The sequence below is a fragment of the uncultured Gilvimarinus sp. genome (genome assembly GCF_963975215.1).
Lineage (GTDB): Bacteria > Pseudomonadota > Gammaproteobacteria > Pseudomonadales > Cellvibrionaceae > Gilvimarinus.
Window position 1 is genome coordinate 148961 of record NZ_CAXBFW010000003.1, and the last position, 25981, is coordinate 174941.

The 25981-nt window shown below is 54.2% G+C and carries 21 protein-coding genes; 10 read left to right on the forward strand and 11 right to left on the reverse strand.

Translation table 11 applies throughout. The annotated features are described in order from the left end of the window. Positions 1-111: 111 nt before the first annotated feature. The 4 genes from AAC019_RS03820 to AAC019_RS03835 all read left to right on the forward strand — a co-directional run bounded on the left by AAC019_RS03820 (position 112) and on the right by AAC019_RS03835 (position 5832). Entirely contained in the window at positions 112-678 is a 567-nt protein-coding gene (locus AAC019_RS03820) for a YSC84-related protein (RefSeq protein WP_339897241.1), read from the forward strand. A 118-nt stretch (positions 679-796) separates the two neighbouring features. Continuing rightward, complete coding sequence (locus tag AAC019_RS03825) at positions 797-1387, forward strand: TetR/AcrR family transcriptional regulator (RefSeq protein WP_339897242.1); 591 nt, start codon at positions 797-799, stop codon at positions 1385-1387. 150 nt (positions 1388-1537) lie between these two features. Beyond that, positions 1538-2698 carry an efflux RND transporter periplasmic adaptor subunit gene (locus tag AAC019_RS03830; protein WP_339897243.1) on the forward strand — a complete coding sequence of 387 codons (1161 nt, stop codon included), beginning with the start codon at positions 1538-1540 and terminating at the stop codon, positions 2696-2698. 5 nt (positions 2699-2703) lie between these two features. After that, positions 2704-5832, forward strand: a complete 3129-nt coding sequence (locus AAC019_RS03835; protein WP_339897244.1) for an efflux RND transporter permease subunit — start codon at positions 2704-2706, stop codon at positions 5830-5832. A gap of 76 nt (positions 5833-5908) precedes the next feature. Here AAC019_RS03835 and AAC019_RS03840 read toward each other — a convergent pair whose 3' ends face one another. The 6 genes from AAC019_RS03840 to AAC019_RS03865 form a co-directional block, all read right to left on the reverse strand. Further along, positions 5909-6589: a methyltransferase domain-containing protein gene (locus AAC019_RS03840; RefSeq protein WP_339897245.1), complete on the reverse strand. Its 681-nt coding sequence runs from the start codon at positions 6587-6589 to the stop codon at positions 5909-5911. A gap of 26 nt (positions 6590-6615) precedes the next feature. Further along, a complete protein-coding gene (locus AAC019_RS03845) occupies positions 6616-11007 on the reverse strand; it encodes a PAS domain-containing protein (RefSeq protein WP_339897246.1) in 4392 nt (1463 codons plus the stop codon). 136 nt (positions 11008-11143) lie between these two features. Continuing rightward, positions 11144-14707 carry a pullulanase-type alpha-1,6-glucosidase gene (pulA, locus tag AAC019_RS03850; protein WP_339897247.1) on the reverse strand — a complete coding sequence of 1188 codons (3564 nt, stop codon included), beginning with the start codon at positions 14705-14707 and terminating at the stop codon, positions 11144-11146. A 158-nt stretch (positions 14708-14865) separates the two neighbouring features. Further along, positions 14866-15627 carry an ABC transporter permease gene (locus tag AAC019_RS03855; protein ID WP_339897248.1) on the reverse strand — a complete coding sequence of 254 codons (762 nt, stop codon included), beginning with the start codon at positions 15625-15627 and terminating at the stop codon, positions 14866-14868. After that, a complete protein-coding gene (locus tag AAC019_RS03860) occupies positions 15624-16550 on the reverse strand; it encodes an ABC transporter ATP-binding protein (protein WP_339897249.1) in 927 nt (308 codons plus the stop codon). The genes AAC019_RS03855 and AAC019_RS03860 overlap by 4 nt, the downstream gene beginning before the upstream one ends. Positions 16551-16589: 39 nt before the next feature. Then, entirely contained in the window at positions 16590-17072 is a 483-nt protein-coding gene (locus tag AAC019_RS03865; protein ID WP_339897250.1) for a hypothetical protein, read from the reverse strand. Between the two features lie 207 nt (positions 17073-17279). Between AAC019_RS03865 and AAC019_RS03870 the strand changes: the two genes are divergently transcribed. Further along, positions 17280-18314 carry a YafY family protein gene (locus AAC019_RS03870; protein ID WP_339897251.1) on the forward strand — a complete coding sequence of 345 codons (1035 nt, stop codon included), beginning with the start codon at positions 17280-17282 and terminating at the stop codon, positions 18312-18314. 37 nt (positions 18315-18351) lie between these two features. On the opposite strand, the gene AAC019_RS03875 is transcribed toward AAC019_RS03870, so the two are convergent. The 5 genes from AAC019_RS03875 to AAC019_RS03895 all read right to left on the reverse strand — a co-directional run bounded on the left by AAC019_RS03875 (position 18352) and on the right by AAC019_RS03895 (position 21389). Next, a complete protein-coding gene (locus tag AAC019_RS03875; RefSeq protein ID WP_339897252.1) occupies positions 18352-18759 on the reverse strand; it encodes a VOC family protein in 408 nt (135 codons plus the stop codon). A gap of 29 nt (positions 18760-18788) precedes the next feature. After that, the gene (locus AAC019_RS03880) at positions 18789-19193 is read right to left on the reverse strand and encodes a VOC family protein (protein WP_339897253.1); all 405 of its coding nucleotides are present in this window, start codon (positions 19191-19193) and stop codon (positions 18789-18791) included. 2 nt (positions 19194-19195) lie between these two features. Further along, positions 19196-19621, reverse strand: a complete 426-nt coding sequence (locus AAC019_RS03885; protein WP_339897254.1) for a YciI family protein — start codon at positions 19619-19621, stop codon at positions 19196-19198. Between the two features lie 90 nt (positions 19622-19711). Beyond that, the gene (locus AAC019_RS03890) at positions 19712-20059 is read right to left on the reverse strand and encodes a YciI family protein (protein ID WP_339897255.1); all 348 of its coding nucleotides are present in this window, start codon (positions 20057-20059) and stop codon (positions 19712-19714) included. Positions 20060-20126: 67 nt separating this feature from the next. Further along, positions 20127-21389 carry an RNA polymerase sigma factor gene (locus AAC019_RS03895; protein WP_339897256.1) on the reverse strand — a complete coding sequence of 421 codons (1263 nt, stop codon included), beginning with the start codon at positions 21387-21389 and terminating at the stop codon, positions 20127-20129. A gap of 119 nt (positions 21390-21508) precedes the next feature. Between AAC019_RS03895 and msrP the strand changes: the two genes are divergently transcribed. From msrP to AAC019_RS03920, 5 genes are all read left to right on the forward strand, one after another. Then, a complete protein-coding gene (gene msrP / locus AAC019_RS03900) occupies positions 21509-22513 on the forward strand; it encodes a protein-methionine-sulfoxide reductase catalytic subunit MsrP (RefSeq protein WP_339897257.1) in 1005 nt (334 codons plus the stop codon). A 189-nt stretch (positions 22514-22702) separates the two neighbouring features. Then, positions 22703-23323, forward strand: coding sequence for a protein-methionine-sulfoxide reductase heme-binding subunit MsrQ (locus AAC019_RS03905; protein WP_339897258.1), 621 nt, complete (start codon positions 22703-22705; stop codon positions 23321-23323). A gap of 55 nt (positions 23324-23378) precedes the next feature. Beyond that, on the forward strand, positions 23379-24359 hold the full coding sequence (locus AAC019_RS03910; protein ID WP_339897259.1) for a DUF2157 domain-containing protein: 981 nt from the start codon (positions 23379-23381) through the stop codon (positions 24357-24359). Further along, positions 24352-25425, forward strand: a complete 1074-nt coding sequence (locus tag AAC019_RS03915; RefSeq protein ID WP_339897260.1) for a DUF4401 domain-containing protein — start codon at positions 24352-24354, stop codon at positions 25423-25425. The genes AAC019_RS03910 and AAC019_RS03915 overlap by 8 nt, the downstream gene beginning before the upstream one ends. Then, positions 25422-25946 carry a GDYXXLXY domain-containing protein gene (locus AAC019_RS03920; protein WP_339897261.1) on the forward strand — a complete coding sequence of 175 codons (525 nt, stop codon included), beginning with the start codon at positions 25422-25424 and terminating at the stop codon, positions 25944-25946. The genes AAC019_RS03915 and AAC019_RS03920 overlap by 4 nt, the downstream gene beginning before the upstream one ends. The last annotated feature ends 35 nt before the right edge of the window (positions 25947-25981 follow it).

The window sequence follows — 25981 nt, forward strand, 5'->3', positions numbered from 1 at the left end:
GCGCCCCGTCAAACTCGCTGTCGCTTCGGGCGACAGTCTAAAGCTTGGCCCTCGGCACGGTTGGTGCCTGAAAGTGGGTTATTGTGTTTACCTAATGATTGGAGATTACGCATGAAAATATTACTGCACTGGGCCCTGTTAGGTGTTGCACTGGTTGGTTTGACGGCTCATGCCGATCCGTATCAGGATACGGTTGATACTTTTAAGTCTTCCCCTCAGGTTGTGCATTTTTTCCAGTCGGCTTATGGTTACGCAATCTTTCCCACCATAGGTAAAGGGGGTATTGGTATTGGTGGTGCTTACGGCAAGGGCCGGGTGTACCGCAATGGTCAAATGACCGGTGGCGCCACAATGACTCAGTTGAGTATTGGGTTTCAGCTAGGTGGGCAGGCGTTTAGCGAGATTATCTTTTTTGAAAACAAGCGCAGTTTTGACGACTTTACCGAGGGTAATTTCGAGTTTGGCGCTCAGGCCAGCGCCGTTGCCATTACCGCCGGGGCTAACGCTAAAATCGGCACCACTGGTATGGCCGCTGGCGCCTCAGGGGTGTCAGATAAAGCGGGCAAGCAAACCGCAATGTACAACGCCGGGGTGGCTGTATTTACCCACGCTAAGGGTGGATTGATGTATGAGGCGGCCTTGAGTGGGCAAAAATTTAGCTATGAGCCTGCTAACTAATGATTGGACGCCCTCCGGCGGAGGGCGTTAACGCTTTACACAACGTGGGGTGTGGCTATTTACCTGCCGAGCCAATGGGTATAAAATGAACGATTGTTCATTGGTGTAAGTGTGGTTTATGTCCCCATGTGAGTTAACAGCAAAAGCGGCCGATAAGCGTCGTGCTATTTTAGATGCAACCCTGAGCTTGTTGTCCGAGCGTGGGTTTCACGGCTTTTCGATGAAGCAGTTAGCCGAGCGCGCCGGTGTGGCGGCTGGCACCATCTACCTCTACTTTGAAGATCGCGACGACCTTATTGGCAAGCTGCATGACGAGGTGGTGCGGGAGATCGCGGCTCACGCGTTCTCTGGCCTCGATACCAGTGCACCGCTTGAGCAGCAGTTGCGGCTCATTTTGCGCAATGTATGGCAATTTGGCATGAGGCGTCCCGCGGCTATGTTGACCAAAGCTCAATTTGATCATTTGCCGCCGGATATTTTGCGCGGTCGTCGCGACGCAGCGCATATGGTCTTTCAGCCATTTTTGACGCTTTTGGATAACGGTCGGCAGGCGGGTAAAATTAAAGAATTACCCGACGACGTGCTGGCAGCGCTGTGTTTTGATCCTCTGTGTTCCATGATTAGCCAGCATCACCTGGATTTACTGCGTATCAGTGATGCGGAATTTGAGCGAATTCTGGATGCAACCTGGGACGCCATTTCCCGTTAAGCTTTAACGCTTGCAAAGATACGTCAAGGTTGCCCCTTAGAGGGGCGATCTGCTTGTAAATGAACGTTTATTCATATTTAATTGTTGCCATGTTAACTGCGTGGTACTGCGGCCTATTGTTCCCCTAACACGCCATTCAAGGAGTTGTACATGTCGTCTTCATTCTCTAAATTCTCTCCGCTGTGGGTAACCTTGCTTGCGCTGGTTAGCCTGTCGGCTTGCGAGTCCAAACAGCAAGAAGGAGCTGCAGGTGCCGGTGCGCCGCCGCCTACCGAAGTGACGGTAGTTACCCTTAAGGAGCAAACGGTTGAATTAAGCAATACTTTGCCTGGTCGCACGGTTGCTTATCGCAAGGCGGAAGTACGGCCGCAGGTAACAGGTATTTTGCAAAAACGTTTGTTTACCGAAGGCGCTATTGTTGAGGAGGGGCAGCAACTCTATCAAATTGATGCCGCCCGTTACGAGGCCGCGCTGGCGAATGCCGAGGCCGGTTTGGCCCGTGCAAACGCTAACCTGACCACCACTCAGGCACGGGAAAAACGCTACAAAGACCTGTTAAAAGAAAAAGCCGTTAGCCAGCAAGAATACGATGATGCGCTATCAGCTTTTGAGCAAGCCAAGGCCGATGTGGCGGTCAGTGAGGCCGCGGTGCAAACCGCCGAGATCGATTTGCGTTACACCAAGGTAATGGCGCCTATCAGTGGTCGTATTGGTACCTCGGCTATTACGGAAGGCGCGCTTGTGTCCGCCGGCCAAAGTGCGGTGTTGACCACAATCCATCAGCTGGACCCTATTTACGTTGATGTATCCGAGTCGGCCGCTCGCGTGTTGGATATGCGTCGGCAATTGATGAGTGGTCGGGTTTCTCGGGAGCAACAACCTAAAGTGACCTTAAAGCTGGAAGATGGCACCCAATACGCTCACGTGGGAGAGCTGCAGTTCTCGGACATGAGTGTCAACGAGACCACCGGTACGGTTGTGTTGCGCGCCTTATTTGACAACCCTGATTCGCTGATCCTGCCCGGAATGTTTGTTCGGGCTACCGTCGATGAAGGCAAGCGTGACAACACAGTGCTAGTGCCACAGCGCGCGGTAACGCGAGATCGCGAAGGCAACGCCACCGCGTTGGTGGTAAATGCCGAAGGCAAAGTCGAGCTGCGTCAGATCCAGGCCAGCCGTGCCGTAGGCAGCGATTGGTTGGTAGAAGACGGCCTTAGCGCTGGTGATCGTGTGATCGTGGCTGGTTTACAAAAAGTTCGCCCCGGTGCGCCGGTTAATGCGGTTGAAGCGGGAAGCGCTGAGGGAGAGTAAATACCATGGCACGATTTTTTATCGATCGCCCCGTTTTTGCGTGGGTGATCTCGATCATTATTATGTTGGCTGGTGTGCTGGCCATCGAAACGCTGCCGATATCGCAGTACCCCGAAGTGGCGCCGCCATCGGTGGAGATTCGCACTTCTTACCCAGGTGCGTCGGCCAAAGTGGTCGAGGACTCGGTCACACAGATCATCGAGCAAAACCTAACGGGTATCGACAATGTGCAGTATCTGGCCTCCACCAGTGACTCATCGGGTACCGGCCAAGTTACCGTAACCTTTAATGCCGGGACCGACCCGGACATTGCTCAGGTGCAGGTGCAGAACAAGCTGCAAGGCGCTATGCCTTTGCTGCCGCAAGAGGTGCAGCAGCAGGGGATTCGCGTGACTAAGTCCTCCGCCGGCTTCTTGATGGTGCTGGGGTTTGTCTCTACCGATAACAGTTTAGATAAATACGATTTGGCCGACTTTGTCGCCGCCAATGTCAGCGAGCCGCTCAGCCGCGTTAGTGGTGTGGGCAGTATTCAAATATTTGGTTCTCAGTACGCCATGCGTATCTGGCTTAATGCCGACAAACTGGCCACCTACAAAATGACCACAGGTGATGTGGTATCGGCTATTCGCGCGCAAAACGTGCAAATCGCAGCCGGCGAGTTAGGCGGTGCGCCAGCAGTGCCGGGGCAGGATGTTAACGCCAGTATTGTGGTGCAAACCCGCTTAGAAACTCCCGAGGAGTTTCGCCGTATTTTACTGCGCGTTAATGAAGACGGCTCGCAGGTGCGCCTGGCCGATGTCGCCCGGGTTGAGCTCGGTGGTGAAAACTATCAGTTTGAAACTGAGTACAACGGTCAGTCGGCCACCGGTTTGGCTATTACCCTCGCCTCGGGTGCCAATGCGTTGGACACGGCATCCAGTGTGCGCGAGCGCATTGCCGAGCTACAACCATACTTTCCGCCCAACGTTGAGGTTGTGTACCCCTATGACACAACGCCGTTCGTAAAAATATCCATTGAAGGGGTCGTTCATACCCTGATCGAAGCGGTGGTGTTGGTGTTCCTGGTGATGTACCTGTTCTTACAGAACTTCCGTGCCACCTTGATTCCGACCATTGCGATACCGGTGGTGCTACTGGGTACCTTCGCTATCTTAGAGGCATTTGGCTTTAGCATTAATACTCTGACCATGTTTGGTATGGTGCTGGCCATCGGCCTGTTGGTGGACGATGCTATCGTGGTGGTGGAGAACGTCGAGCGGGTGATGCACGAGGATAAGTTGCCGCCGCGCGAGGCGACCCGTAAATCCATGGGCCAGATTACCGGCGCCTTGGTGGGTATTGCTTTGGTGCTGTCGGCGGTGTTTGTCCCCATGGCATTCTTCGGCGGTTCCACCGGTGTGATTTATCGTCAGTTCTCCATTACCGTTGTTTCGGCCATGGTGCTTTCGGTGGTTGTCGCGTTAACGCTGACGCCGGCACTGTGCGCTACATTGCTTAAACCTGCCGATCCGGATCACCACCAAAAACGTGGTTTCTTTGGTTGGTTTAACCGCAGCTTTGATCGCTCGGCTAAAGGCTACCAGAGCAGCGTTGGTTATATTTTGGCGCGCACTGGCCGCTTTATGGCGATCTACATCGCGATTGCGTTGGTGTTAGCCCTGTTGTTTGGTCGCTTGCCCGGCTCCTTCTTGCCGGATGAAGACCAGGGCTTGATGTTCACCCAAATGACTTTGCCGGTGGGCTCGACCAAAGAGCGCTCGATTGCGGTTATGAACGACGTCGAGAATTATTACTTAAGCCAGGATGACACGGTAGCCTCGGTGTTTTCGGTGATTGGCTTTAGCTTTAGTGGCCGCGGTCAAAACAACGGCATTGCCTTTGTGCGTATGAAAGATTGGTCTGAGCGCACCGGGGATGGTCAGGACGTGCACTCGGTGGCCGGCGCGGCTATGGGCTACTTCTCCACCATTAAAGAGGCCATGGTGTTTGCCTTTGTGCCGCCGGCTATTACCCAGCTGGGCACCTCAACGGGCTTTAACTTACAGCTTAAAGACTTGGGCGGCGTGGGCCACGACGCATTGATGGAGGCGCGCAACCAGCTGTTAGGGATGGCTTCGCAGGAGCAAGCACTGGTAGGTGTTCGCCCTAATGGCCAGGAGGATACGCCACAATTTAAGCTCGATATTGATATGGAAAAAGCCTCGGCACTCGGGGTATCGATCGATGAAATTAACAGCGTTTTCTCGACTGCATGGGCCGCGTCTTACGTTAATGACTTTATCGACCAGAGTCGTATTAAGCGCGTGTATGTGCAAGGCGACGCTGAGTTTCGCATGATGCCCGACGACGTTGGCAATTGGTATGTGCGCAACAATAACGGCGAGATGGTGCCTTTCTCGGCTTTCTCGACCGGCCGATGGGTTTTTGGCTCACCAAGGCTTGAGCGTTATAACGGTGTATCGTCGCTGAACATTCAGGGCCAGGGCGCGCCGGGGGTTAGCTCGGGTGATGCCATGAACTTAATGGAATCGCTCATAGCAAAACTGCCACCGGGTATCGGTTTTGAGTGGACGGGTATGTCACTGCAAGAGCGTGAGTCTGGTGATCAGGCGCCTATGCTCTACGCATTGTCGATCTTGGTGGTGTTTTTGTGCCTTGCCGCCTTGTATGAAAGTTGGTCGGTGCCTATTTCGGTGCTAATGGTGATTCCACTGGGTGTTCTAGGGGCGGTAATTTTCGCGATGACCCGTGGTTTATCCAATGACGTTTACTTCCAGGTGGGGCTGTTAACCACCGTCGGTCTGTCAGCGAAAAACGCCATCCTGATTGTGGAGTTTGCTAAGTCGCTGTATGAAGACGGCATGGAATTGGTGGAGGCCACGGTTGAGGCGGTACGCATGCGCTTGCGACCGATCATTATGACTTCACTGGCATTTGGCCTGGGTGTTACGCCACTGTTTATCGCCTCGGGCGCGGGCTCCGGCGCACAGAATGCTATCGGTACCGCGGTACTGGGCGGTATTGTGTTTGCCACCTTTCTGGCGATTTTCTTTGTGCCCTTGTTTTTTGTGGTGGTGTTTAAAATCGCCCATCGTATTAGCGGCAAAAAGCCTAAGGCAATCGAGCAGTCGTAATACACGGTTGTTTGGATAAAAAACGGCGGCCTTCGGGTCGCCGTTTTTTTATGGGGTAGGTTTCTGTGTGCTGCCGTTATGGCGTTAATGTGGCGATAAAAATAATAGCGGCGGGGCGATGAGTGGTGGGGGAGAGTGGCTCCGAAATTTTCTGCAGATAAAAACCGTGGCGGCGCAACAGAGCAAGCCAGCTTGATAGCGTGCGAAAATACCAGGGCGCCGGGTCGGTAAACGAGTCATCGAAACCATCCCAGCTACTTTGGCGCCAGCCATCGTGGTAGGGCAGGTGGCTATTGCATTCGGCCGGGTGAAGGGTTTGGATAATTAATCTACCCGCTGGTTGTAACAGCGTAGGCAATTGCGCGAGGAGCGCCTCGGTAGAGGATTCGCCCAACAGCGAAAAATTACATACGGCCAGATCAAACGGCGCGCCACAAGTGTCTGCCAAACCGTGCAATTCGCTGTAATTTAGACACTGAAAGTGCCCGCCGCCGGCTACCTTGGCGGTATCGATCAGTGCCTGTGTGGCGTCTATCCCGGTAACAGCGATACCGCTTTTGCTAAGGCGCCGCGCCAGCCAGCCTTCGCCACAGCCAATATCGATGACCGAGGTGACTTGGCAGTGCTGCACGGCATCTACCACGGCTTGGTTCGTCACCTGTTGCCGGCTGGCGATAGTGCCGTCGCGCACGGCGCGTGTCCAACTGTCAGCATTGCTTTGCCAGGTGTTTAAAATGCGCTGTTCGTTATAATTCACGATAGATAAAACTTAAGTGCATACGTTTACTCCGCGCTCGAGGCGAGGTGCTCGTTGATAATATCTGTTTGGCGCTCGGCTTCTTGCTCAAGGCTCTGCAATCTGCGTTCTAAATGATCCCAACTTTCTGAGTCCGATGCTTGCTCTAGCACGAAGGCCTGTTCGGCGAGACTCGTCACCATAAGTTGAGCGCTATTGCCTTTTAGTGAGTGGGCCTGAAACTTCAGCTCGTCACGCGATTGGTTGGCGACTGCGTTAGCGATGTTTGCCAATCGTTCCGGTAATTGCCCAAGATAGCTTGTTAGCAAGTTACGCATAATGTCCTGTCTGCCAAATAAACTTTGCAGCAATGCGTCTGGGTTCCAGGCGGAAGGTATAAGTGGGCCGCTATCGGGGTTTTTTTCTGTTTTGTCCGCCGGGGCAGGCTGCTGATTGTTTTTAGCAAGGACATTGCTTGGCTCAGGAAGCCAGCGCGCTAATGCATCGGCCAGGCTACTCAGGCTGATGGGTTTAGTGGTGTAGTCATTCATGCCGGCTGCGATGCATTTATCCCGGTCGCCTTCCATCGCATTGGCCGTCAGGGCGATGATAGGTACATCACGGTAAACTTCGCCCGCCTCCCCTTGACGGATACGTCGTGTGGCTTCATAGCCGTCCATGTCCGGCATTTGGCAGTCCATCAAGATGACCTGGTAGGGCGAGTCTTGTGTAGCTTTCATTTGTACTAGTGCATCTTTCCCACTCACAGCATAGTCAGCTTTTAGGTTTATCTCGCCAAGTAGTAGTTCGGCTACTTGGCGGTTAATGGAGTTGTCCTCCGCCAGTAGTATGCGGATATCGTGCCCGAACCTTAGTGTTGTGTGTTTGTCTGTCGCCGCCGGCAGTGTAATCTCCTTATTAATAAAGCCGTCGTGCTTACAGCACAGAGATAACAGCTCAAAGAGTTCAGACGTTGTCGGAGGTTTGTAAACGAAGTGATTAAATTCGTTCAAGGTGGCTTTCTCGCTAATGCCGATCATCGCGACTGAGTGCTTGATGTCCCGGGCACCCTTTAGCTGCGCCAATAAATCAGGGTGTTTTTCGACCGACTCATAGTCCAGTAGCGCCAGATGATAATGATTAGATTCTGGTAGCTGCGAAAAATAATCGGATAGCGCTTCGGGACCTGTATTTACCAAGAAAACGTGCGCGCCCCAGAGCTCAAGCTTACGCTGGTAGATGTCCAGCAGTTTTGGGTTGGCACTGAGCAAGATGATATTAATTTCCGCTGCGCGTAAATCTGGTGCGCGATACAGCGATTGTTCTGATTTCTCCAGTTGTACGGAAAAATTAAACGAGCTGCCGTTGTTTTCGCTGCTGTGGCACTCGACGTCTCCTCCCATCAATTGGCAGAGTTTTCGGCAAATGACCAGGCCGAGCCCAGAGCCGCCAAAGCGGCGCGTAGTGGACGCGTCCACTTGGGAGAACGGTTGAAACAAGTCGCGCAGTTTTGTGGAGGGTATACCAATGCCGGTGTCTATGACTTGCGCGGTAAAGGTGACGCCCTGTGGTGACTCATGGCTGTGGCAAACAATACTCACTGAGCCCTGTTCTGTGAATTTGATGGCATTGCTAATGAGGTTGTTGAGAATTTGTTGCAGTCTACCTGGGTCTCCCTTGACGCTGCTGATGCTTAAGCCGTTTGTGTCGAGGTTTAAATTGAGGCCTTTGTTTTGCGCGTTTATTGCCTGAATATGGCACAGTGTTTCTAAATGTTGATGCAGCTCAAAGTCGACTATCTCTAGGGGCATCTTCCCGGCGTCAACCTTAGAAAAGTCGAGAATATCGTTAATGATTCCAAGCAGTGACTCGGCGCTGGTTTTGGCGATATTAATTTTGTGCTGCTCGTTTGTGTTCAGGTTGCGCCTTTGCAGTAGGTTAAGCATGCCCAGCACGCCGTTCATGGGGGTGCGAATTTCGTGGCTCATCATCGCCAAAAATTCACTTTTAGACTGGGCGGCAGCTTCCGCTTGTTGTTTTGCCTCGCGCAAGTCAAACTCTGCCAGCTTGCGCTGATGAATATTCTGGAATGAGCCGTATAAGCGGATACACTCGCCCTTGTGCATCACTGCCTTACCGGAGGTTGCTATCCAGCGCTCTCGGTTGTCGGCGGTGATGATGATCAACTCATCGTAAAAGGTGCTGCCGTTGAGCATTGCCTCTTGTACGAGCGTTTGAATTCTTTCACGGTGCTCGCCAGCTTTGTAAAACTCAATGCCGCTGTCGAGGTTGGGAACATAATCCGGGGGCACCTCGTGAATTTTTTTGGTCATCTCTGACCAATAAATCGTTTGCGTCTGCACGTTGAACTCCCAGGCGCCAATCTGACCCAACTCACTCATGACGTTAAGCATTTGGCTCTGGCGTTTTAGCTGATCACTGGCCACTTTTTGTGTGGTAATGTCGACCGCAGACCCATAAACTTTTCCGCTATCCGCGTCCATTTTGCTGTTCCACATAAGAGTGAGGTAGTGGCCCTGGTGGTGTCGGTAGCGGTTTTCGAAGGCGGTAACAGGTATGCCTTTTGCGAGCTGAGCGAATGCGGCCTGTGTGGCCTCGAGATCGTCAGGGTGGATCAACTCGATGATAGGCGTCGTGAGTAACGTTTGCTCAGAATAGCCCAGCAGCTGGCTGAAATATTGATTGACCCGCTCAAAGTAGCCCTCGGTGCTTGCTACACACAAAAGAGCGTTGGTGCTGTCAAAGAACTGGTTGAGCTCGCGCTGTGAAAGTTCAACGTCGCGCAGTGCGTTTTTGTGTTCGGTAATGTCTAAATGCGTGCCCACCATACGTTTGGGGCTGCCATCGGGGTTCCACTCCACTACCTCGCCGGTATCGACTACCCATACCCAGTGGCCGTCCTTGTGGCGCATACGACACTCACATACATATTTTTCGGTCTGTCCTTCCCAGTGAGCTTTTAAGCCGGCTTCTGATATGGGGAGGTCTTCGGGGTGGGCGTGCTCGAGCCAGGTGTTGATATCCGTTGGCTCCAACTCGTCCAGCCGATAGCCGATGATCTCGGCCCAGCGATCATTAACGTGGGTTTCTCCACTGGAAATATCCCAATCCCAAATGCCGACCCCGGTGCTGGCTATTACGAGTTCCAGGCGTTGACGTTGCTCGTACAAGCGCCGATCTTGCTCTTGGGTGACGCTAATATCCTCGGCGATAGTCCAGACCAGGCCCCGACCCTTGCTATCGCGCACCAGGCCGCAACTGAGTTTCATGGGCAGCACTTTGGCGTCGCGCCCTACGTATTCGAGCTGCACCGGCCCGCAGCGCCCGGTTCGCTGCAATTCATCATGTAAGCGCGTCAAGGCGCTGGCATGTTGCTCGGTTATTAATTGGTCAATAGTCAGTTGGCGTAATTGCTCTAGGGTCAGTGCGCAGTATTGCAGCAAAGCGGGGTTGGCCTCGATAAATCGGCCACTGGCGAAATCGTGCAGTGAGATTGCCAAAGGCGAGGCATTAAACAGAGTATGCAGGCGCCGTTCGGCACCACGGCGCGACTCAAACAGGTATATAACCCACAACAACGGTGCGAGAACCAAGCATGCGACCAACACTACCGCCAGCCGCAAGGCTAGGGCGTCCGGGGCCCGCGCTGGCCAGCCATTGGCCGGAATGGCGGACAGGTGCCACTGGCCGCCAGGAAACTCTACGCTTGCGGTCACGGGGTTTTGCGTGCCCACAGAAGCGTCGCCCCAAAAGGGCGAGTCAGCGCCTTCATCCGTAATACTTAACGCTAAACCCGATTGCTCGGTGATGCCACTGGCTTGGTAGTAGGCTTGCAGATCGAGCACCGCTGAAACCAGCCCCCAAAGTTCGCCGTCATCGCCGTACACGGGAATGCGCCCAATCAGACCCTGCCCGCCTTGAAGTAGCTCGAGCGGACCATCAATGGTCATCGCGCCGGACGCTATGGCCCGCTTTACTGCCGTGTGTTGGGTGGGGTGAGCCAGATAATCAAGCCTCAGCGCTGGGGAGCTGGGCTCATAGGGGTAAACGAGAGAGAGAACAAAATCAGGGGCCGCTCCTATATTGAGCAGCAAGTTATTTTCACCAAACAAGTGTCGGGCGTAATGACTAAAGGTTTGCTGATCCATGTTCGGGTTGACTTGGATTGCTGCTACCAGCCCCTGCACGGTTTGCAGGCTGGCGTTGATGTTAGCCTCCATGCGAGTGCGCAGGAGCGCGAGTTCATCTAAGGTTTCGACCCTAACCTGGTGCAAATGGTGATGATAGTTCAGACGGTCGATGTAGTAACCAATGGTAAAAGCCGATAACCCTACTACGAGAGAGATCAGTAAATAGTAGGAGCGGGATATGGAAAACCGCCTTGGGGGAGAGGCTTGGTCTGTATTATCGTCGAGCATAAAGTATGTGTGCTATGGAGTTTGGGAAATATGTGCCAATAACTACACTATAGCGTAAACCGATGGGTTAGTGTTTTGCCGGGGGGCGAAGGAGGGGGCAGGGTGAGCCCGTGCAGGCTCACCTAGGTTGCAGGGGTTAATCCAGCTGTATAAACACAGACGTTGTCAGGGCCGGCACCACAAGGATTGTACCATCGGCCTTTGCCTGCTGGGTGGTCGTATCGACCGACTGTTGTTGCACCGGATGCAGCATGAAATCGCCCGCCAGTGGGTTCTCGACGGTTACGCTTTGGGCCTGTGGATTAAACACCACCACCAGGGCCCGATGCGTGCCATCGAGCCCGATAGAGTCATCGAGGCTCATCACAATAACACCGGCGTTTTGTTCGGGGCCTGTGTTGTGAAAGCCAAGCACCTGTTCGACGTCAGCGGCGGTACGTAGGCGAAACAGGGGGGAGCTGGTGCGAATGGCAAGCCACTCTTTAAACAACTCGCGTGCTTGACTGATGTCTGCTGCTGACGGTTCCGCATTGGGATCGCTAATGATGGATTCAATTAAAGGCCAGTTGCTGCCGTCTTTGTCCTCGCGGGGCAAGCCCATATTCCAGTTATTCGTCTGGCCGGTAAAGTCCACTCGGTTAAACCAGTCGCCCGAATCGTAGCTGTCTCGCTGCATGGATTTAGAGCGCAGCAGCTCGACGCCCATATGGATAAACGGAATACCCTGGGCCAACATGGGCACACTGAGTGAGAAGTTTTGCATGCGCGTGCGCTCGGCTGTGGTCATACTTTGGGGCGCTTTGTATTGCAGGTTATCCCACAGAGTTTGGTTGTCGTGTTTAGAGATATAGTTAATGCTCTCTTGCGGGTCTTCGGTGTAACCGGCTTTAAGGTCAAAGTAGGGTACCTCGCCGCCGGTGGTTGAGTTGCCGTGGCGGTCCGTTAATGGATAGCTGGTTAAGCTGCCCGCTAAGTTTACGCGCAGGCGATCGGTCAAGTCGGTAAGCGACTCTTGCTCGCTGGCGCTGCCCGAGTTGAGGTTGTTGGGGTAGTGGAATAAGCCTGTGCCATAGCCTTGGTTGCGGCGTATGCCGTCGCCACTGTCAAAGGGGCCACCACCTCGCACCGCGTCGCGAATGCGGTCGTTAAAGCTGCCCACGCCGGTGCCGGCCATATTGACCTGAATCGCATTAACGCCCCGACGGTTACTCATTACCTCGCCAAAGTTCCAGCCCTCGCCGTAAAAGTAGGTGTCTGGGTCAACGGCTGCTACTGCATCGCGCGCGGCGAGAATATTGCGGCGCATATGGTGGCCCATTAAATCAAACCGGAAGCCGTCGATTTTGTAATCGCGGGCCCACACCACCAGCGAGTCGATCATGAGTTTTTCCATCATGTCGTGTTCGCTGGCGGTGTTGTCGCAGCAGCTAGAGGTTTCTATCGCACCCGATAACTCGTTGCGACGGTGATAGTAACCCGGCACCAATTTATCCAGTACTGATTTATCCCACAGGCCCGACGAGTTGGTGTGGTTGTAGACCACATCCATGACTACCCGTAAGTCCATAGCGTGCAGCGTCTGCACCATGGCGCGAAACTCGCGGATAGGTGCAAAGTTGTCGCTGCTGGTGGCGTAGCTGCCCTCGGGGGCGGTGTAGTGAAAAGGATCGTAACCCCAGTTAAACGAGTCGATGTCGCGCAACTCGCCGACCAGCGCCTGAGCGTCCGGGGTGGATGGGTCAAACTCGGCCAGCACCGTCTCTAGGGTTTTGCTGTTATCGACACTATCGCAAACGCTGACATCGGCTTTAACCGCACATAAATCGGCCACGGTGTTGGTAATATCAACCCGTGCGGCTGGGTTTTCATTAACGGTGGCGATGTCAAACGTCGGCAGCAGGTGAATGGTGTTTAAGCCCGCTTGTTGCAGATCGGTTAGATGTTTTACTGGTGCGCTTTGGCTATCGGTAAACGCCAAATATTTACCGCGATGATTAACATCAGTGCTGGCATCGAGCGCCGAGAAATCGCGAATGTGCAGCTCGTAAATAATGCTGTCTTCTGGTCCTGCCAGGGTTGGTGCCTGATGGCTTGCCCAGTTGGCGGGCTGGGTGTCGGCGCGGTTCAGCTCAACCACTTGCGACAGCTCGCCGTTTTGCGCGAGGCTAAGCGCGTAGGGGTCGGTGGTGGTGATGGCTTCGACCTGATCGGTTAAATAGTGATATACGCTCGCCTGAAACCGGTAATACTCCCCGTGCATGTCGCGGTTTACTTCGCCACTCCACACGCCTTTGGCGTTGCGGGTTAACGCCAGCTCGGCGGACGGGTTACTGGTGTCGTTTGTGGCAAAGGTTTGCAAGCTAACCGATTGCGCGGTAGGTGCCCAGACGGCGAATTGCGTTTTACCGGCTGTAATGCGCGCCCCCAACTCTGCGTCGGTAGCGTAATAGGCATCCAGTGCCCCGGCTACTTGCACGCTGGTCGCTTTTAACAGTTGGCCTTGGGCATCAAAGGCGGCCGCCACCAGCTCGCCGGCGAGTGTTAGATCTATATCCAAATCGCTGGTGGGGATTTGCCAGGCGCTCCAGCTAGCCAGGTGCGGGAACTTAGCAGCGCTGGCATCGCTGATAGTGCTGCGGCTTAAGGTAACTGTCGCGCCGCCGGTTAGTTGTCCGTTATCCAAACTAATAGCGCCGGCGGGGTCGTGCAGTAATTGCACTTGGGCGGTCTCTGCCGGGGTGTCCCACAGGAGGGTGTCGCTGTCCACCCAGTGAGCCGCATAGCCGCTTAAACTAACTTGCGCCGGGCCGGTGTCGCCGCTGTAGGTTATAGCCGCAGAGCCGTGCTCGGTAAAGGCGATGTTGCCTTGGGTTAGGTCCATGACGCCATCGGCATCGCCCAGTGCTTTGTCGTCGCCACTGTGGACAATAAAGTTAAAGCAACCGCCGGGCTGGTTTAAATCCAGAATAAAAAATGCCCCGCGCTCGGTGTCGATACCGTCGGGTTGTTTGGGTGCGTCCCAGGTGACACCGTTAATACTGTTGTCGGCCAGAGCAGTGCAATCGCCACCGTTCCACAAATGTAGGCCCCAACCCTCGTAGTTGGCATCACTGCGCTTATAAAAAATAGCAGCCTGAGTTTCGGTTAGGTTAAACGGCAGTGGGTTTTCATTGCTGTGGTCGAGCGGGTAGTCAATGTTCGCCGCACCGTGTTGGGTGAGGGCAACGGCGCCACGGCTTAAATCAAACATGGCGTCGGCATCACCCAGCGCTTTATCGTCGCCTTTATGCACAATAAAGTTAACGCAGCCGCTCTCGGTGACGGGTGCATTTAAATCCAATAGATAGTAAGCGCCGTAGGTGTCATCGATACCGGTAGCGGCGAAGGGCGCATCCCAGGTAATAGCGCCGATGGCGGCGTCATCGAGTGCGCCGCAGGTTTCGTTGTTCCATAGGTGCAGCCCCCAGCCCTGGTAGTCGGCGTCATCACGCTGATAAAAAATAATGGCTTGATCGTCCTCCAGCGTAACGGGCAGATCAATGCTGGGCACGCTGCTGGAGCTGGATTCGCTACTGCTGGACTCAGACGAGGAGCTGGATGATGAGCTGGATGTAACCGGCGGGGTGTCGGAGTCATCGCTGCCGCCACAGGCGGCGAGTACGGCGGTACTTAACAAACACGTTAGGGTCAGACGGCGCATGGTAACCTCTTGCAGATATTATGATTATTGGCGGGCGCTGCCTTATAAATAATGGCAGGCCAAGTGTTGTTATCAGCGAGAGATTACGACAGGGTTTGGAGGGGGGAAAACTGCATACGTATACATAACAAATGAATACGTATGCAGCGGTAACACTATTAAGGTTTGAGTTTGTAGCCGGTTTTAAAAATCCAGGTAATAAGCCCGAGGCAAATGGCCATAAATAGCGCAATCATGCCTAAGCTTATGCCGACGTGCACATCGGCGCTGCCGTAAAAGCTCCAGCGAAAGCCACTGACCAAATACACGACGGGGTTTAGTAGTGTAATTTTTTGCCAAAGATCGGGCAGCATATTAATGGAGTAAAAAGTGCCGCCTAAAAATGTCAGTGGGGCTATTACCATCATCGGGATAATTTGCAGCTGCTCAAAGCTGTTGGCCCAAAGCCCGATTAAAAAGCCCAGTAAGCTAAACGTGAGGGCGGTAAGCACTAAAAACATCAGCATCCACACCGGATGCATAATGGAGTAGTCCACAAACAGGCGCGCTGTGGCGAGAATAATTAACCCTAAAATTACCGATTTGGTGGCTGCGGCACCCACGTAACCCAAGATGATCTCGGCGCCGGAGACAGGCGCCGATAACACCTCGTAAATGGTGCCGGTAAATTTAGGCATGTAAATGCCAAAAGAGGCGTTAGAGGTGCTCTCGGTTAAAATGGTTAGCATGAGCAGGCCCGGGATAATAAAGGCGCCGTAACTGATGCCATCAATTTCGACAATTCGCGAGCCGATGGCTGAACCAAACACAATAAAATACAGCGAGGTGGATAGAACCGGTGAGGCAATCGATTGCATCAGGGTGCGCCAGGCGCGGGCCAGCTCGTAAAAGTAAATGGCTTTAACACCGTAGTGGTTCATGCTTTTTCCTCCACCAGTGAGACAAAAATTTCTTCCAGCGAGCTCTGACGGGTTTGTAAATCGTGATACTCGATGCCCGCCTGCTGTAGTTGGCCTAGCAGTTGCGAAATGCCCGAGTCAGCCTCGGCGCTGCTGTAAGTGTAAATAAGGCTGTTGCCGTCCTCGGCGAGCTGGATGTCATCCCGGGTTAATTGGGCCGGTAGGGCAGTGACAGAACTGGTGAGAAAAATCGTTAAACTCTTTCGTCCCAGCTCACGCATTAACGCGTGTTTTTCTTCAACCAGCATCAGCTTGCCCTTGTTGATAACGCCAATGCGGTCGGCCATATCCTCGGCCTCTTCGATATAATGAGTGGTGAGAATAATCGTCACGCCCTCTTCGCGCAGGCGCCGGATCATGGCCCACATATCGCGCCTTAGCTCGACGTCGACGCCCGCGGTGGGCTCGTCTAAAAATAAAATGTTAGGTTGGTGTGCCAGCGCTTTGGCAATCAGTACCCGGCGCTTCATGCCGCCCGAGAGCGCCATAATGCGCGAGTCTTTTTTGTCCCAAAGCGATAAGGTTTTAAGTAATTGCTCGAGGTAGGCATCGTCGGGGGCACAGCCAAATAAGCCGCGACTAAAGCGAATGGTGTCCCACACGCTCTCAAAAATATTAACCGACAGCTCTTGTGGTACTAAGCCAATTTGTTTTCGCGCCTGGCGAAAGTCTTTGTGGATGTCGAGCGAGTCGGCAATTATCCGCCCGCCTGTGGCTTTGACGATGCCACAGACGATACCGATAAGTGTGGTTTTGCCCGCGCCGTTGGGGCCCAGCAGAGCAAAAATCTCGCCACGGCGGATTGATAAATTGACGTCAGACAGTGCGGTAAAGCCTGTGTCGTAGGTTTTTTCGACGCCTTCTAGGGTAAGAATATCTGGCACGTTATCTCCTTTTAGTAACGGTAGCAGCCGTGTTGAACGCTATAGTAAAGGGCCCAATTGGCTTGGGGTGCCTGCCACGGGGGTAATCCCGTGGCGCCCCAGTACGGGCAGCAGCGTGGCCGCTTGCTCGGCCAAAAAGGCGCGATAATCACGGTTAAATACCCGCCATAATTGTTTGACGGTTGGCGCCGGTATACAGCTGCGTGCCTGCTTAAGCGTGGCGCCGCGCGCGGTGCACTCCAGGCGATCCAGTGCGGCGGCGAACTTTAGGATGCGATCTTCCAGCCGGTTGGCCAGCACCGGGTCGTAGTCGGCTAAAAACGGATAATAGGCATCCCATTGGCGCGCGGCAAATTGCCGCAATTGCCAGGCGCAGACGTTTACCGCTGTTTGCACCTGTTGTGTATCGCCAGCGCCGGCTTCTTGCAGTGTATGGCTTAGCTCGCGCAGATGAGTAGTGACTGGCTTGTCGTGGTAGTGACCGCTTATGGCGGGTTGGGTTTTGCGGTGTGATACAAACATTGTGAGTCCTCCCTGCGGTGGTAGCGCCCGGTGCGGTTCTAAGCCGCGTGGGGCGCTATATAGTCGTACGACCTTGTCGTTTTCACTATAGGTTAATCGACACGGATGGTTAAAAGTTGCATGCTAATGGCTATATACGACAGTTCCTGTCGTATAGCACCGCTAGCCTGTAAACTCTACTGTTCGCCGAGTCGCCCCGGAGATGCTATGGCCAATACCGCCACCCGTTTGTTAAACCTGATTATGTTGCTACAGCGCGAACCTAACTCGCCGGCCTCCCGCTTGGCCGAGGCGTTGGATGTGTCGGTGCGTACAGTGCAGCGCTATATCACCATGCTTGAGGAGATGGGGGTGCCGGTCTATGCCGAGCGCGGCTCGCAGGGCGGTTACTCGCTGGTGCGCGGGTATCGAATGCCGCCGTTAGTGCTATCACCTGAAGAGGCCGTCGCGGTATCGCTTGGCACCTCGGCGATGTCGGTGTTATGGGGTAATCTGTTTCGCACCTCGGCCCAGAGCGCCATGAGTAAAATTGCCAATGTTCTGCCTGAGGAGCAATTGCGCGAGGTGCGCTGGGCCCAGGACAGCCTGCTAACCCGCGGTTTGCCCCGAACTAACCCCGGTGTCGATGAGCCTTTACTGGAGGCCCTATATCAGGCCAGTCGGCGCTGCCAGCAAGTGGATATTGTTTATCAGGGCCGTGGCCGCGAGCAGGCCGAGGCGCGTCGCATAAACCCTTATGCCCTGATTTACAGTTGGGGGCAGCAGTACTGCGTGGCCTATTGCCATCTGCGCGGGGCGATGCGCTCGTTTCGGGTGGATCGGATGCTGTCGCTACAGCCTTTGGAGGAGCATTTTACCAAGCCGGATGATTTTGACCCTAACGAGTATCTTAATCAGGACGCCGATGACCGGCCCATGATTCGGGTACGTTTACTGTTTGCGCCACAGTACGCCGAGCTGGCCCGCGATTACGCCTGCTGCTGGGACAGTACCGAAACCCTTGCGGATGGCAGTCTGGTAGCTGAGTACTTAACGGCCGATTTAGATATGGCGCGCTGCCGGGTGATGAGCTTTGCCCCCAAGGCGACAGTGCTGGAGCCGCCCGAGCTGATTGCCAATATTCAGCAGGCGGCCTACGCCGTGCTCGCGCAGTACCCCGCAGAGCCAATGGTGCCCGAGGCTTTGGGCGATACCGCCAACGCCGGACACACTTTGACGGAAAGGCGCCTGCTAACCAGTTAACCTGCTAGCAGGCGGTTGTGCGAGAGGGGTATAGGCGTTACTCCGGATCGCAGTTAACCATCCACTTAATGCCAAATTTATCGCGCAGTAAACCAAAGCGCTCGGCCCAGAAAGTTTTTTCGAGCGGCATAATAATTTCACCATTGGCGCTAAGGGCGTTAAACATCGTTTCGGCTTGTGATGCACTTTCAGTTTGCAGCGCGACGGAGATACCTTGTGGTGCTTGATAGTCGCCCGATGGAACATCTGAGCCCATCAATATTGCACCACCGATGGTTAAACTCACGTGCATGATTTTGTCGTCGAAGCTTGCGTCCACCGGGTTGCCACCGGGCGCTTCTTTGTAGGTGCCCATGTAATCAATGGGCAGGCCTAAACACTCACTGTAAAAGGTAAAAGCCTCGGCGCAATTGCCGTTGTAAAAAATATAGGGATTAACGTTCATGGGCTGCCTCCTGAAAGTGGCCTCGTTACTTAGGCTGTGGTTGGTTTGCCGCTCATATGAAACAGCTCCCAAATATGGCCGTCCAAATCCTCAAAGCTGCGCTGGTACATAAACCCGTAATCTTTGGCTTCGCGGTGTTCTCGCCCGCCCTGTGCGCAAACTGTTTCAAGCAGGCTATCAACTTCATCGCGGCTGTCGCAGGCCAGTGCTGTTAATACTTCGGTACTGGTTTTTGCATCCGCGACGGGCTTATCGGTAAAGCCCTGAAAAAACGGCTTTACCAGCAACATAACGTAGCTGGTGTCGGTAACGATCATGCATGTGGCGTTTTCGTCGGTAAACTCGGGGTTAAACGTAAACCCTAGCGCCGTAAAAAATTCGATAGACTTGTTGAGGTTGTCGACAGGTAAGTTGACAAAAATTTGGCTGGGCATGGTTAGCTCCTTAATATTAAGCGTTGGCGTAGGTTCTCTTCCTGCTGGCGAAGCTCGGGGGTGAGTGCTTCGCCAAAGTCATCGGGGCCAAAAATCGGGCGTATCTCTTCGCTGTAGTGCGCCTCGGCGGGGTTGGGGATTTTGGCTGCCCAGTCGCAGGCCGCTTGCAGCGAGGGCAGCTCCCAGACCCAGTAACCGGCGATGGTGTTGGGGCTAAACGTAAATGGCCCCGGCTCGATCGCGGCGCCAGAGTCACTAAAGTTTACCCGCGCCGAGCGTGAGGTGGGGTGTAAGCCGTTGCCTGATACCAGTACTCCGGCCGCTGCCAGTTGCTGATTAAATTCGCCCATCGCCTGAAGAAGTTCTGTGCCGGGCATAACACCCGCCTCGGTCTCGGGGCTGGCCGGCATAATGATAAAAAACTGCATTGAGTGGCTCCTGTCTCTGTATAAAGTGAAAAGCGCTAATACGGTGGATAGACGTTTGGCACTTTCTTAAATCGACAGGGCCACTAACATTTAATCCACTTGCAGTTGCCGTACCGGGCGCACCTCTATGCTGCCCACCCGGGCGGGCGGAATCCCCTGGGCGATGCGTAGCGCCTCGTTTAAATCCCGCGCTTCAATCATATAAAAGCCAGCGAGCTGCTCTTTGGTTTCGGCGAACGGGCCGTCGGTTATCTGTACCTCGCCGGCGCGTACTCGCACCGTGGTGGCGGTGGCAACGGGCTCCAGCGCCTGGCCGGCCAAAAGCTGGCCTTTGTCCTGTAGCGATTGCGCATAGGCGGCGCACTCTGAATCTTGTGGGCTATCGGGCAGGCCGTGTAAGTCGGTTTCGTCGCTGTACACTAAGCATAAATATTTCATGGGGCTCCTTAGGCGCTGGCTCGCGTAAAAACGTTAATGAGTTAGTTATAGTCGAAATCCCGGGTGGTTAATCGACAGGGTTATCTATTTTTTTACACTCGTTAAGCCGGCGGGTTAAAAACGCTTGTTCGGGCTGCTGATTGGTTAGGCTGAGGGCGGCACCATAAGCCGATGCGGCGTCATCGAGGCGATTTAAGCGCCGCAGTAAATCGGCTTGCGCGGCGCGCGCGGGGAGGTATTGGTCAAGCTCGCCGGTGGCAAGCAGTGTTTCTAGCTCGGTGAGGGCGGTTAGCGGCTCGCGGTGGTAGGAGAGCGCGACAATGCGGTTAAGGGCTACCACCGGCGAGGGTTGTACGCGCAGCAGTAAATCGTATAACCCCACGACCTCGGCCCAGTCGGTTGCTGCCCAGCTTGGCGCCTCGGCGTGCACCGCCGAAATAGCCGCCTGAATCACATAGGCACCCGGTGGCCCGGCGTTTAATGCCTCGCGTACCAGCGCACAGCCTTCGCTAATGGCGCTTGTGTCCCACAGGCTGCGGTCTTGCTCCTCCAGGGTAATGATGCCCCCGGTGGCTGTTGTGCGCGCCTGGTGGCGAGAGTGGTTGAGCCGCATAAGTGCCAGTAGCCCGGTTACCTCTGGCTCGGGTAATAACTCGCGTAGCAGTCGGCCTAAGCGTATGGCCTCGTCGGCCAATAGTACGCGGGTTGCCTCGGCGCCGCTCGAGGCGCTGTAACCTTCGTTGAACACCAGATAAATGACTTGCAGTACCGACTGTAGGCGCTCGCTAAGCTCACTGGGGCCCGGTACCTCGTAAGGGATATTGGCCGATTGTATTTTGCGTTTGGCGCGCACAATACGCTGAGCGATAGTGCTTGGCTTGGCCAGATAAGCACTGGCGATTTCTTCGGTGGTTAAGTCGCACACCTCGCGTAAGGTTAGCGCAGTGCGGGCCTCGGGGCTTAGGCTTGGGTGGCAGCAGGTAAATATCAACCGCAAACGGTCGTCGGGAATGCGGTCGTCATCGCTGAATAACGCTTGATCGTCTACCGCATTGAGCATTGTGAGCTCGTCGCTTAATGCATTAAAGCGTTGCTGCCGGCGAATTCGATCGATTGCTTTAAATCGGCCCGCGGAGACTAACCAGGCGCGGGGGTTATCGGGCACCCCGTTTTTAGGCCACTGTTCTAGCGCGGCGGCAAAAGCGTCGTGTAGGGCCTCTTCGGCCAGATCAAAGTCGCCCAGCAGGCGAATCAAGGTGGCCAGTACCCTGCGCGACTCGCACTGGTAGAGGGTTTGTATCTGTTGCTCTATTGGCGCTTGAGGGTTCATAGGCTTCACCTGGTACATCCAATTGGCTGGTGCGAGCGTAACTGTAACAAATAGCGTATTTTGACGTCTTATGAGTTAAGCACGTTTTATTGCACTCTAAATCACAGGATTCTGCCGTTATGCTGATTAAACGACCGCCGCGCATTGCCTCTAGCGAAATCACCCCCGAGCCTATTTACCGCGCCCGGCGGCAATTTATGCGGCAGAGTGTCGCCCTGGGTAGCGCGGCTATTGCGGCGGGCGCGGTAGCGGGGGCGCAGGCAAAGCCATCGTTTGTGGCTAAGGCGGACGTGGCGAGCCCGCTTTGGTTGCGCGATAAAATTGCCGGGGCCGCAGCGGATACCTCCGAGATTAACGACAAGCTAACCCCCTACGAGCACGTCACCAGTTATAACAACTTTTATGAGTTTGGTTACGACAAAGACGACCCGGCAAAACACAGCGACTCGCTTAAACCGCATCCCTGGCAGGTGGAAATTAGCGGTGAGGCGGAAAAGACCGGCACTTTTAACCTTGAGGACATCCTGAGCAAAGTTGAATTGCAAGAGCGCGTTTATCGGCTGCGCTGCGTCGAAGCCTGGTCCATGGTCATCCCGTGGATTGGGTTTGAACTGGGCTCGCTACTCAAGCAGTTTAACCCCACCAGCCGCGCTAAGTACGTGGCCTTTACCACGCTTAAAGATACTAAGCAGATGCCGGCGCAGGGCAGCGCGTTTGGCACCATTGACTGGCCCTACGTGGAGGGTTTGCGTATGGATGAGGCCATGCATCCGCTTACGCTGTTAGCGGTGGGTTTGTACGGTAAAGCGCTGCCCAACCAAAACGGCGCGCCGTTGCGCCTGGTGGTGCCCTGGAAGTACGGCTTTAAAAGCATTAAATCGATCGTGAAAATTGAGTTTACCGAAAAGCAGCCACCCACGAGCTGGAATATCTCGGCGCCCAACGAATACGGCTTTTACGCTAATGTAAACCCCAGGGTCGATCACCCGCGCTGGTCGCAGGCCACCGAGCGCCGTCTGCCCAGCGGTTTGTTTAGCCCCAATATTATCGATACCCAGATGTTTAATGGCTACGATGAGGTGGCATCGCTGTACAGTGACATGGATTTGAAAAAATATTTTTGAGTGCGGACTCGTATGTTGGAGGGCAGTGTCTGGGCTCCGGCGCAGGTGGCACTTAATTAGCCTTGAGCTTTGCTGTTGGTCATTCCCGTGAAAACGGGAATCCAGCGACTTGGACGTTGAAGCCACTGGGCCCCCGCGTCCAGATTTAAATAAGCGCCACTTAAGGCAGGCGCAAAAGTGAGCAAACCTATGAGAGCAGTAACCTGGCGGCGACTCGCTATTTTTACCCTGTCGCTTGTCCCGTTTATTTGGATCGTCTACCTTACGGCCACACAGCAGCTGGGTGCAGATCCGGCTAAAACCATCGTTTTGTTCACCGGCGAGTGGACGATATATTTTTTGTTTATTACCCTCGCCGTGAGTCCTTTGGTCAAGTTTGCCAAGTGGCGCTGGCTGATGGTGCACCGGCGCATGCTGGGTTTGTTTGCGCTGTTTTATGCGTTATGCCATGTGGCGGCTTATTTAACGTTTATTCTCGGTTTGGATTTTGCCCGCTTTTTTTCCGAGCTCGTCAAACGGCCTTATATTACCGCGGGTATGCCGGCGGTGTTGATTTTAATTGCCCTGGGCGTGACCTCTACTAAAGGCATGATGCGCCGCCTGGGGGGCAATTGGACCAAACTGCACCGGCTGGTGTATGTTGCCTTACTGCTCGGCTGGGTACATGTGCTCTGGCAGGTACGCTCTAGCTATTTTGAGGCGGTACTCTACGGCGCGATTACCGCGTTACTGTTGGGTGTACGCCTGAACGGGTACTGGCAAAAACGCCAAAAACGCCGACTAAAAGCTGCGAACGCAACGCCAAAATAGTCGTCGCCCCGGCGAGCCGTTATAATAAAACAAAATTTGTACACTAAGGATGGTTATGCCCACTCGCCGACAACAACTTTTGCAACTGTTGCGCCGCCGCGCTTTTGCCGCAAACGATACTCCATTACCTGACATTATCTCTGCCGCCGGTTTGCGCCCCGGTGCATCGGACTGGCACCATTTTGCCGACCGCTTGCTATTGCTGCTGGGGGCGTTAAGTCTGGTTTTTTCACTGCTGTTTTTTATCGCCTACAACTGGGTAGAGCTGGGCCGAATGGGCCGTTTTGCACTGGTAGAGTTGGCGCTGGTGGGGGCGGTGGCGCTTTACTGTTGGCAGCACCGGCGCCGTTGGGTGGCCGCGTTGGCGCTGCTCTCTGCCTCTGTTTTGCTCGGGGTATTAATGGCGCTGTTTGGGCAGGTTTACCAAACCGGCGCCGACCCTTGGCAGCTATTTTTTAATTGGGCGCTACTGATTACCCCGTGGGTGATAGTGGCGCGCCTGCCGGCGCTTTGGCTGTTGTGGGTTGCGCTGATTAACGTAAGCGCCGTTTTGTATTACTCGACGTTTTTTAGTTTGTTTGGTGGCCTGTTGGTAGGCGAGGGCTCTGAGCGCTGGTTTATGTTTGTTTTTAATGGGCTGGCACTGGCGCTTTGGGAGTGGCTAGCCCGGCGGCGCGAACGCCCCGAATGGGCTCTGCGTATTGTCGCCATTGCAGCGGGGTTCGCCATGACTTCACTGGCGCTCGAGTGGGTATTTAGCCCCGCCAGTACCAGTGCACTGGTGCTACTGGTTTACGCCGGGGCACTGGCGGCCACCTATTGGGTGTACCGCTATTGGCGCTTTGATTTAATGCTGCTCGCCGGTGGCTGCATGTCGGTCATTATGGTGCTTCAGTGCCTGTTGTTTAAGGCTATTGCCGACACTGGTGAGGCGGCGGGGATGTTGTTATTGGCGATGTCGCTGCTGGGCATGGGCACCGGGGCGGCATTGTGGTTAAAGCAGCTCAGCGCTAAGGAGCAAGCTCGCCATGAGTAACACATCAATGGATCTTGCCGAGCGCCTGCGCGCCGCCGGTATCACTGTCAATACCGGTGCTTCTTCTGAGCCCGAAAACCCCTGGTACGTTAAAGCCCTATTGGCGCTGTCGGCGTGGGTGGCCTCGTTGTTTTTACTGGTCGCCGTGGGCGCGGCTTTTGCGGATTTGTTTGACAGCCGGCTTGCGTTAACCATCAGCGGGTTGCTGCTGATAGGCGCCGCGGTGTTGTTGCTTACCCGGTGGCGCAACGATTTTAATGACAATTTTGGTCTCGCGTTAAGTCTTGCCGGGCAGGTGCTGTTAGTTTTTGCCATCAATAAAAATCTGGAACCTGACATGGCTTTATATTGGTGGGCTGTGTGTGTGTTTCAGAGTGGGTTACTTGTGCTCCCCCATTTTGTCCACCGGTTGGTGGTTGCCGCTTTTGGGGGCGTGGCGTTTGCCTTGGCATTGATTGCTTCAGGGTTAGCGCACTTCGCCGGTAGTCTCTTGATTGTGTTATTGGCGCTTGTCTGGCTCGCGGAGTTCTCAAGCCTACGGCATATGCGACTTTGTCAGGCGCTGGGCTTCGGCTGGGCAATCGCTTTATTGTGCGTACAGTATATTCGTCGTTGGCAACTTGCTGAATTCGAAGATGTATTTGGTGTGCAGGGCAGTGGTTGGGCATGGCTTGCCGAGGCTCTAACGATTGCGGTGTTAGTAAAGTTGATTTTGGTGGTCGTCCGCCAGAGTCATGTTATCGTTCGGCCGGGGCAATGGGCATTTATTGCAGTATTTATCGTGTGTTTGAGCGCGGCCTCTTGGTACGCTTACGGTCTATTGCAGGCCGTTATTTTACTGTTGCTGGCTTTTTACGGCCGCAATCGTGTGCTGTTTGGACTCGCGTGTGTATCACTACTGTTAGCCCTTAGCAGCTACTATTATTTGCTCGATACCACTTTGCTGATTAAATCAATGACCTTGTTGCTGTTGGGCCTATTGTTGTTGGGCGCGCGAGCGCTGTTTTGCTATTTGTGGCCCAGCACGAAGGGCGACGATGCTCGCGCTCTGGAGGTGGAGCCATGAGCCGGATTGTGGTGGTAATTACCTTAGTGGCGATGTTGGCCTTAGTGAATGTCAGCATCTGGAGTAAAGAGCGTCATCTGGCTCAGGGCGATACTGTCTATTTGGAGTTGGCGCCGGTCGACCCGCGCAGCTTAATGCAAGGTGACTATATGACACTGCGTTTTGCTATTGCCGATGATTTACAGCAAGCGCACAGTCGTGACCCGGCTCTATCGGATAAGCGTGTTTTTGACGGCGCGTTTGTGGCGAAGCTTGACGAGAACCGCGTGGCGCGTTTCTCCCGTTTAGCATCCAATGACGCTAAGTCGTTGGCAGACGATGAAATTTTAATTACCTATCGTGTGCGCAATAAACGCGTAAAATTTGCTACTAACGCCTACTTTTTTAAAGAGGGTGCCGGCCAGGATTTTACCTCGGCCGAGTATGGTCAGTTTCGGGTTAATGATGCTGGTGAGCCATTATTGACCGCGCTGTACGGTGACGATTTTATGCGCTTAGGCACCTCTGATAAGGACACATAAATTAAGCTTTATGCGGCTTATATCGCCCCCATATG

Coding starts and splice junctions, on each gene's coding strand:
- AAC019_RS03820 (WP_339897241.1), top strand. CDS start 112: ATGAAAATATTACTGCACTGGGCCCTGTTAGGTGTTGCACTGGTTGGT.
- AAC019_RS03825 (WP_339897242.1), top strand. CDS start 797: ATGTCCCCATGTGAGTTAACAGCAAAAGCGGCCGATAAGCGTCGTGCT.
- AAC019_RS03830 (WP_339897243.1), top strand. CDS start 1,538: ATGTCGTCTTCATTCTCTAAATTCTCTCCGCTGTGGGTAACCTTGCTT.
- AAC019_RS03835 (WP_339897244.1), top strand. CDS start 2,704: ATGGCACGATTTTTTATCGATCGCCCCGTTTTTGCGTGGGTGATCTCG.
- AAC019_RS03845 (WP_339897246.1), bottom strand. CDS start 11,007: ATGCTCGACGATAATACAGACCAAGCCTCTCCCCCAAGGCGGTTTTCC.
- pulA (WP_339897247.1), bottom strand. CDS start 14,707: ATGCGCCGTCTGACCCTAACGTGTTTGTTAAGTACCGCCGTACTCGCC.
- AAC019_RS03855 (WP_339897248.1), bottom strand. CDS start 15,627: ATGAACCACTACGGTGTTAAAGCCATTTACTTTTACGAGCTGGCCCGC.
- AAC019_RS03865 (WP_339897250.1), bottom strand. CDS start 17,072: ATGTTTGTATCACACCGCAAAACCCAACCCGCCATAAGCGGTCACTAC.
- AAC019_RS03870 (WP_339897251.1), top strand. CDS start 17,280: ATGGCCAATACCGCCACCCGTTTGTTAAACCTGATTATGTTGCTACAG.
- AAC019_RS03875 (WP_339897252.1), bottom strand. CDS start 18,759: ATGAACGTTAATCCCTATATTTTTTACAACGGCAATTGCGCCGAGGCT.
- AAC019_RS03880 (WP_339897253.1), bottom strand. CDS start 19,193: ATGCCCAGCCAAATTTTTGTCAACTTACCTGTCGACAACCTCAACAAG.
- AAC019_RS03885 (WP_339897254.1), bottom strand. CDS start 19,621: ATGCAGTTTTTTATCATTATGCCGGCCAGCCCCGAGACCGAGGCGGGT.
- AAC019_RS03890 (WP_339897255.1), bottom strand. CDS start 20,059: ATGAAATATTTATGCTTAGTGTACAGCGACGAAACCGACTTACACGGC.
- AAC019_RS03895 (WP_339897256.1), bottom strand. CDS start 21,389: ATGAACCCTCAAGCGCCAATAGAGCAACAGATACAAACCCTCTACCAG.
- msrP (WP_339897257.1), top strand. CDS start 21,509: ATGCTGATTAAACGACCGCCGCGCATTGCCTCTAGCGAAATCACCCCC.
- AAC019_RS03905 (WP_339897258.1), top strand. CDS start 22,703: ATGAGAGCAGTAACCTGGCGGCGACTCGCTATTTTTACCCTGTCGCTT.
- AAC019_RS03910 (WP_339897259.1), top strand. CDS start 23,379: ATGCCCACTCGCCGACAACAACTTTTGCAACTGTTGCGCCGCCGCGCT.
- AAC019_RS03915 (WP_339897260.1), top strand. CDS start 24,352: ATGAGTAACACATCAATGGATCTTGCCGAGCGCCTGCGCGCCGCCGGT.
- AAC019_RS03920 (WP_339897261.1), top strand. CDS start 25,422: ATGAGCCGGATTGTGGTGGTAATTACCTTAGTGGCGATGTTGGCCTTA.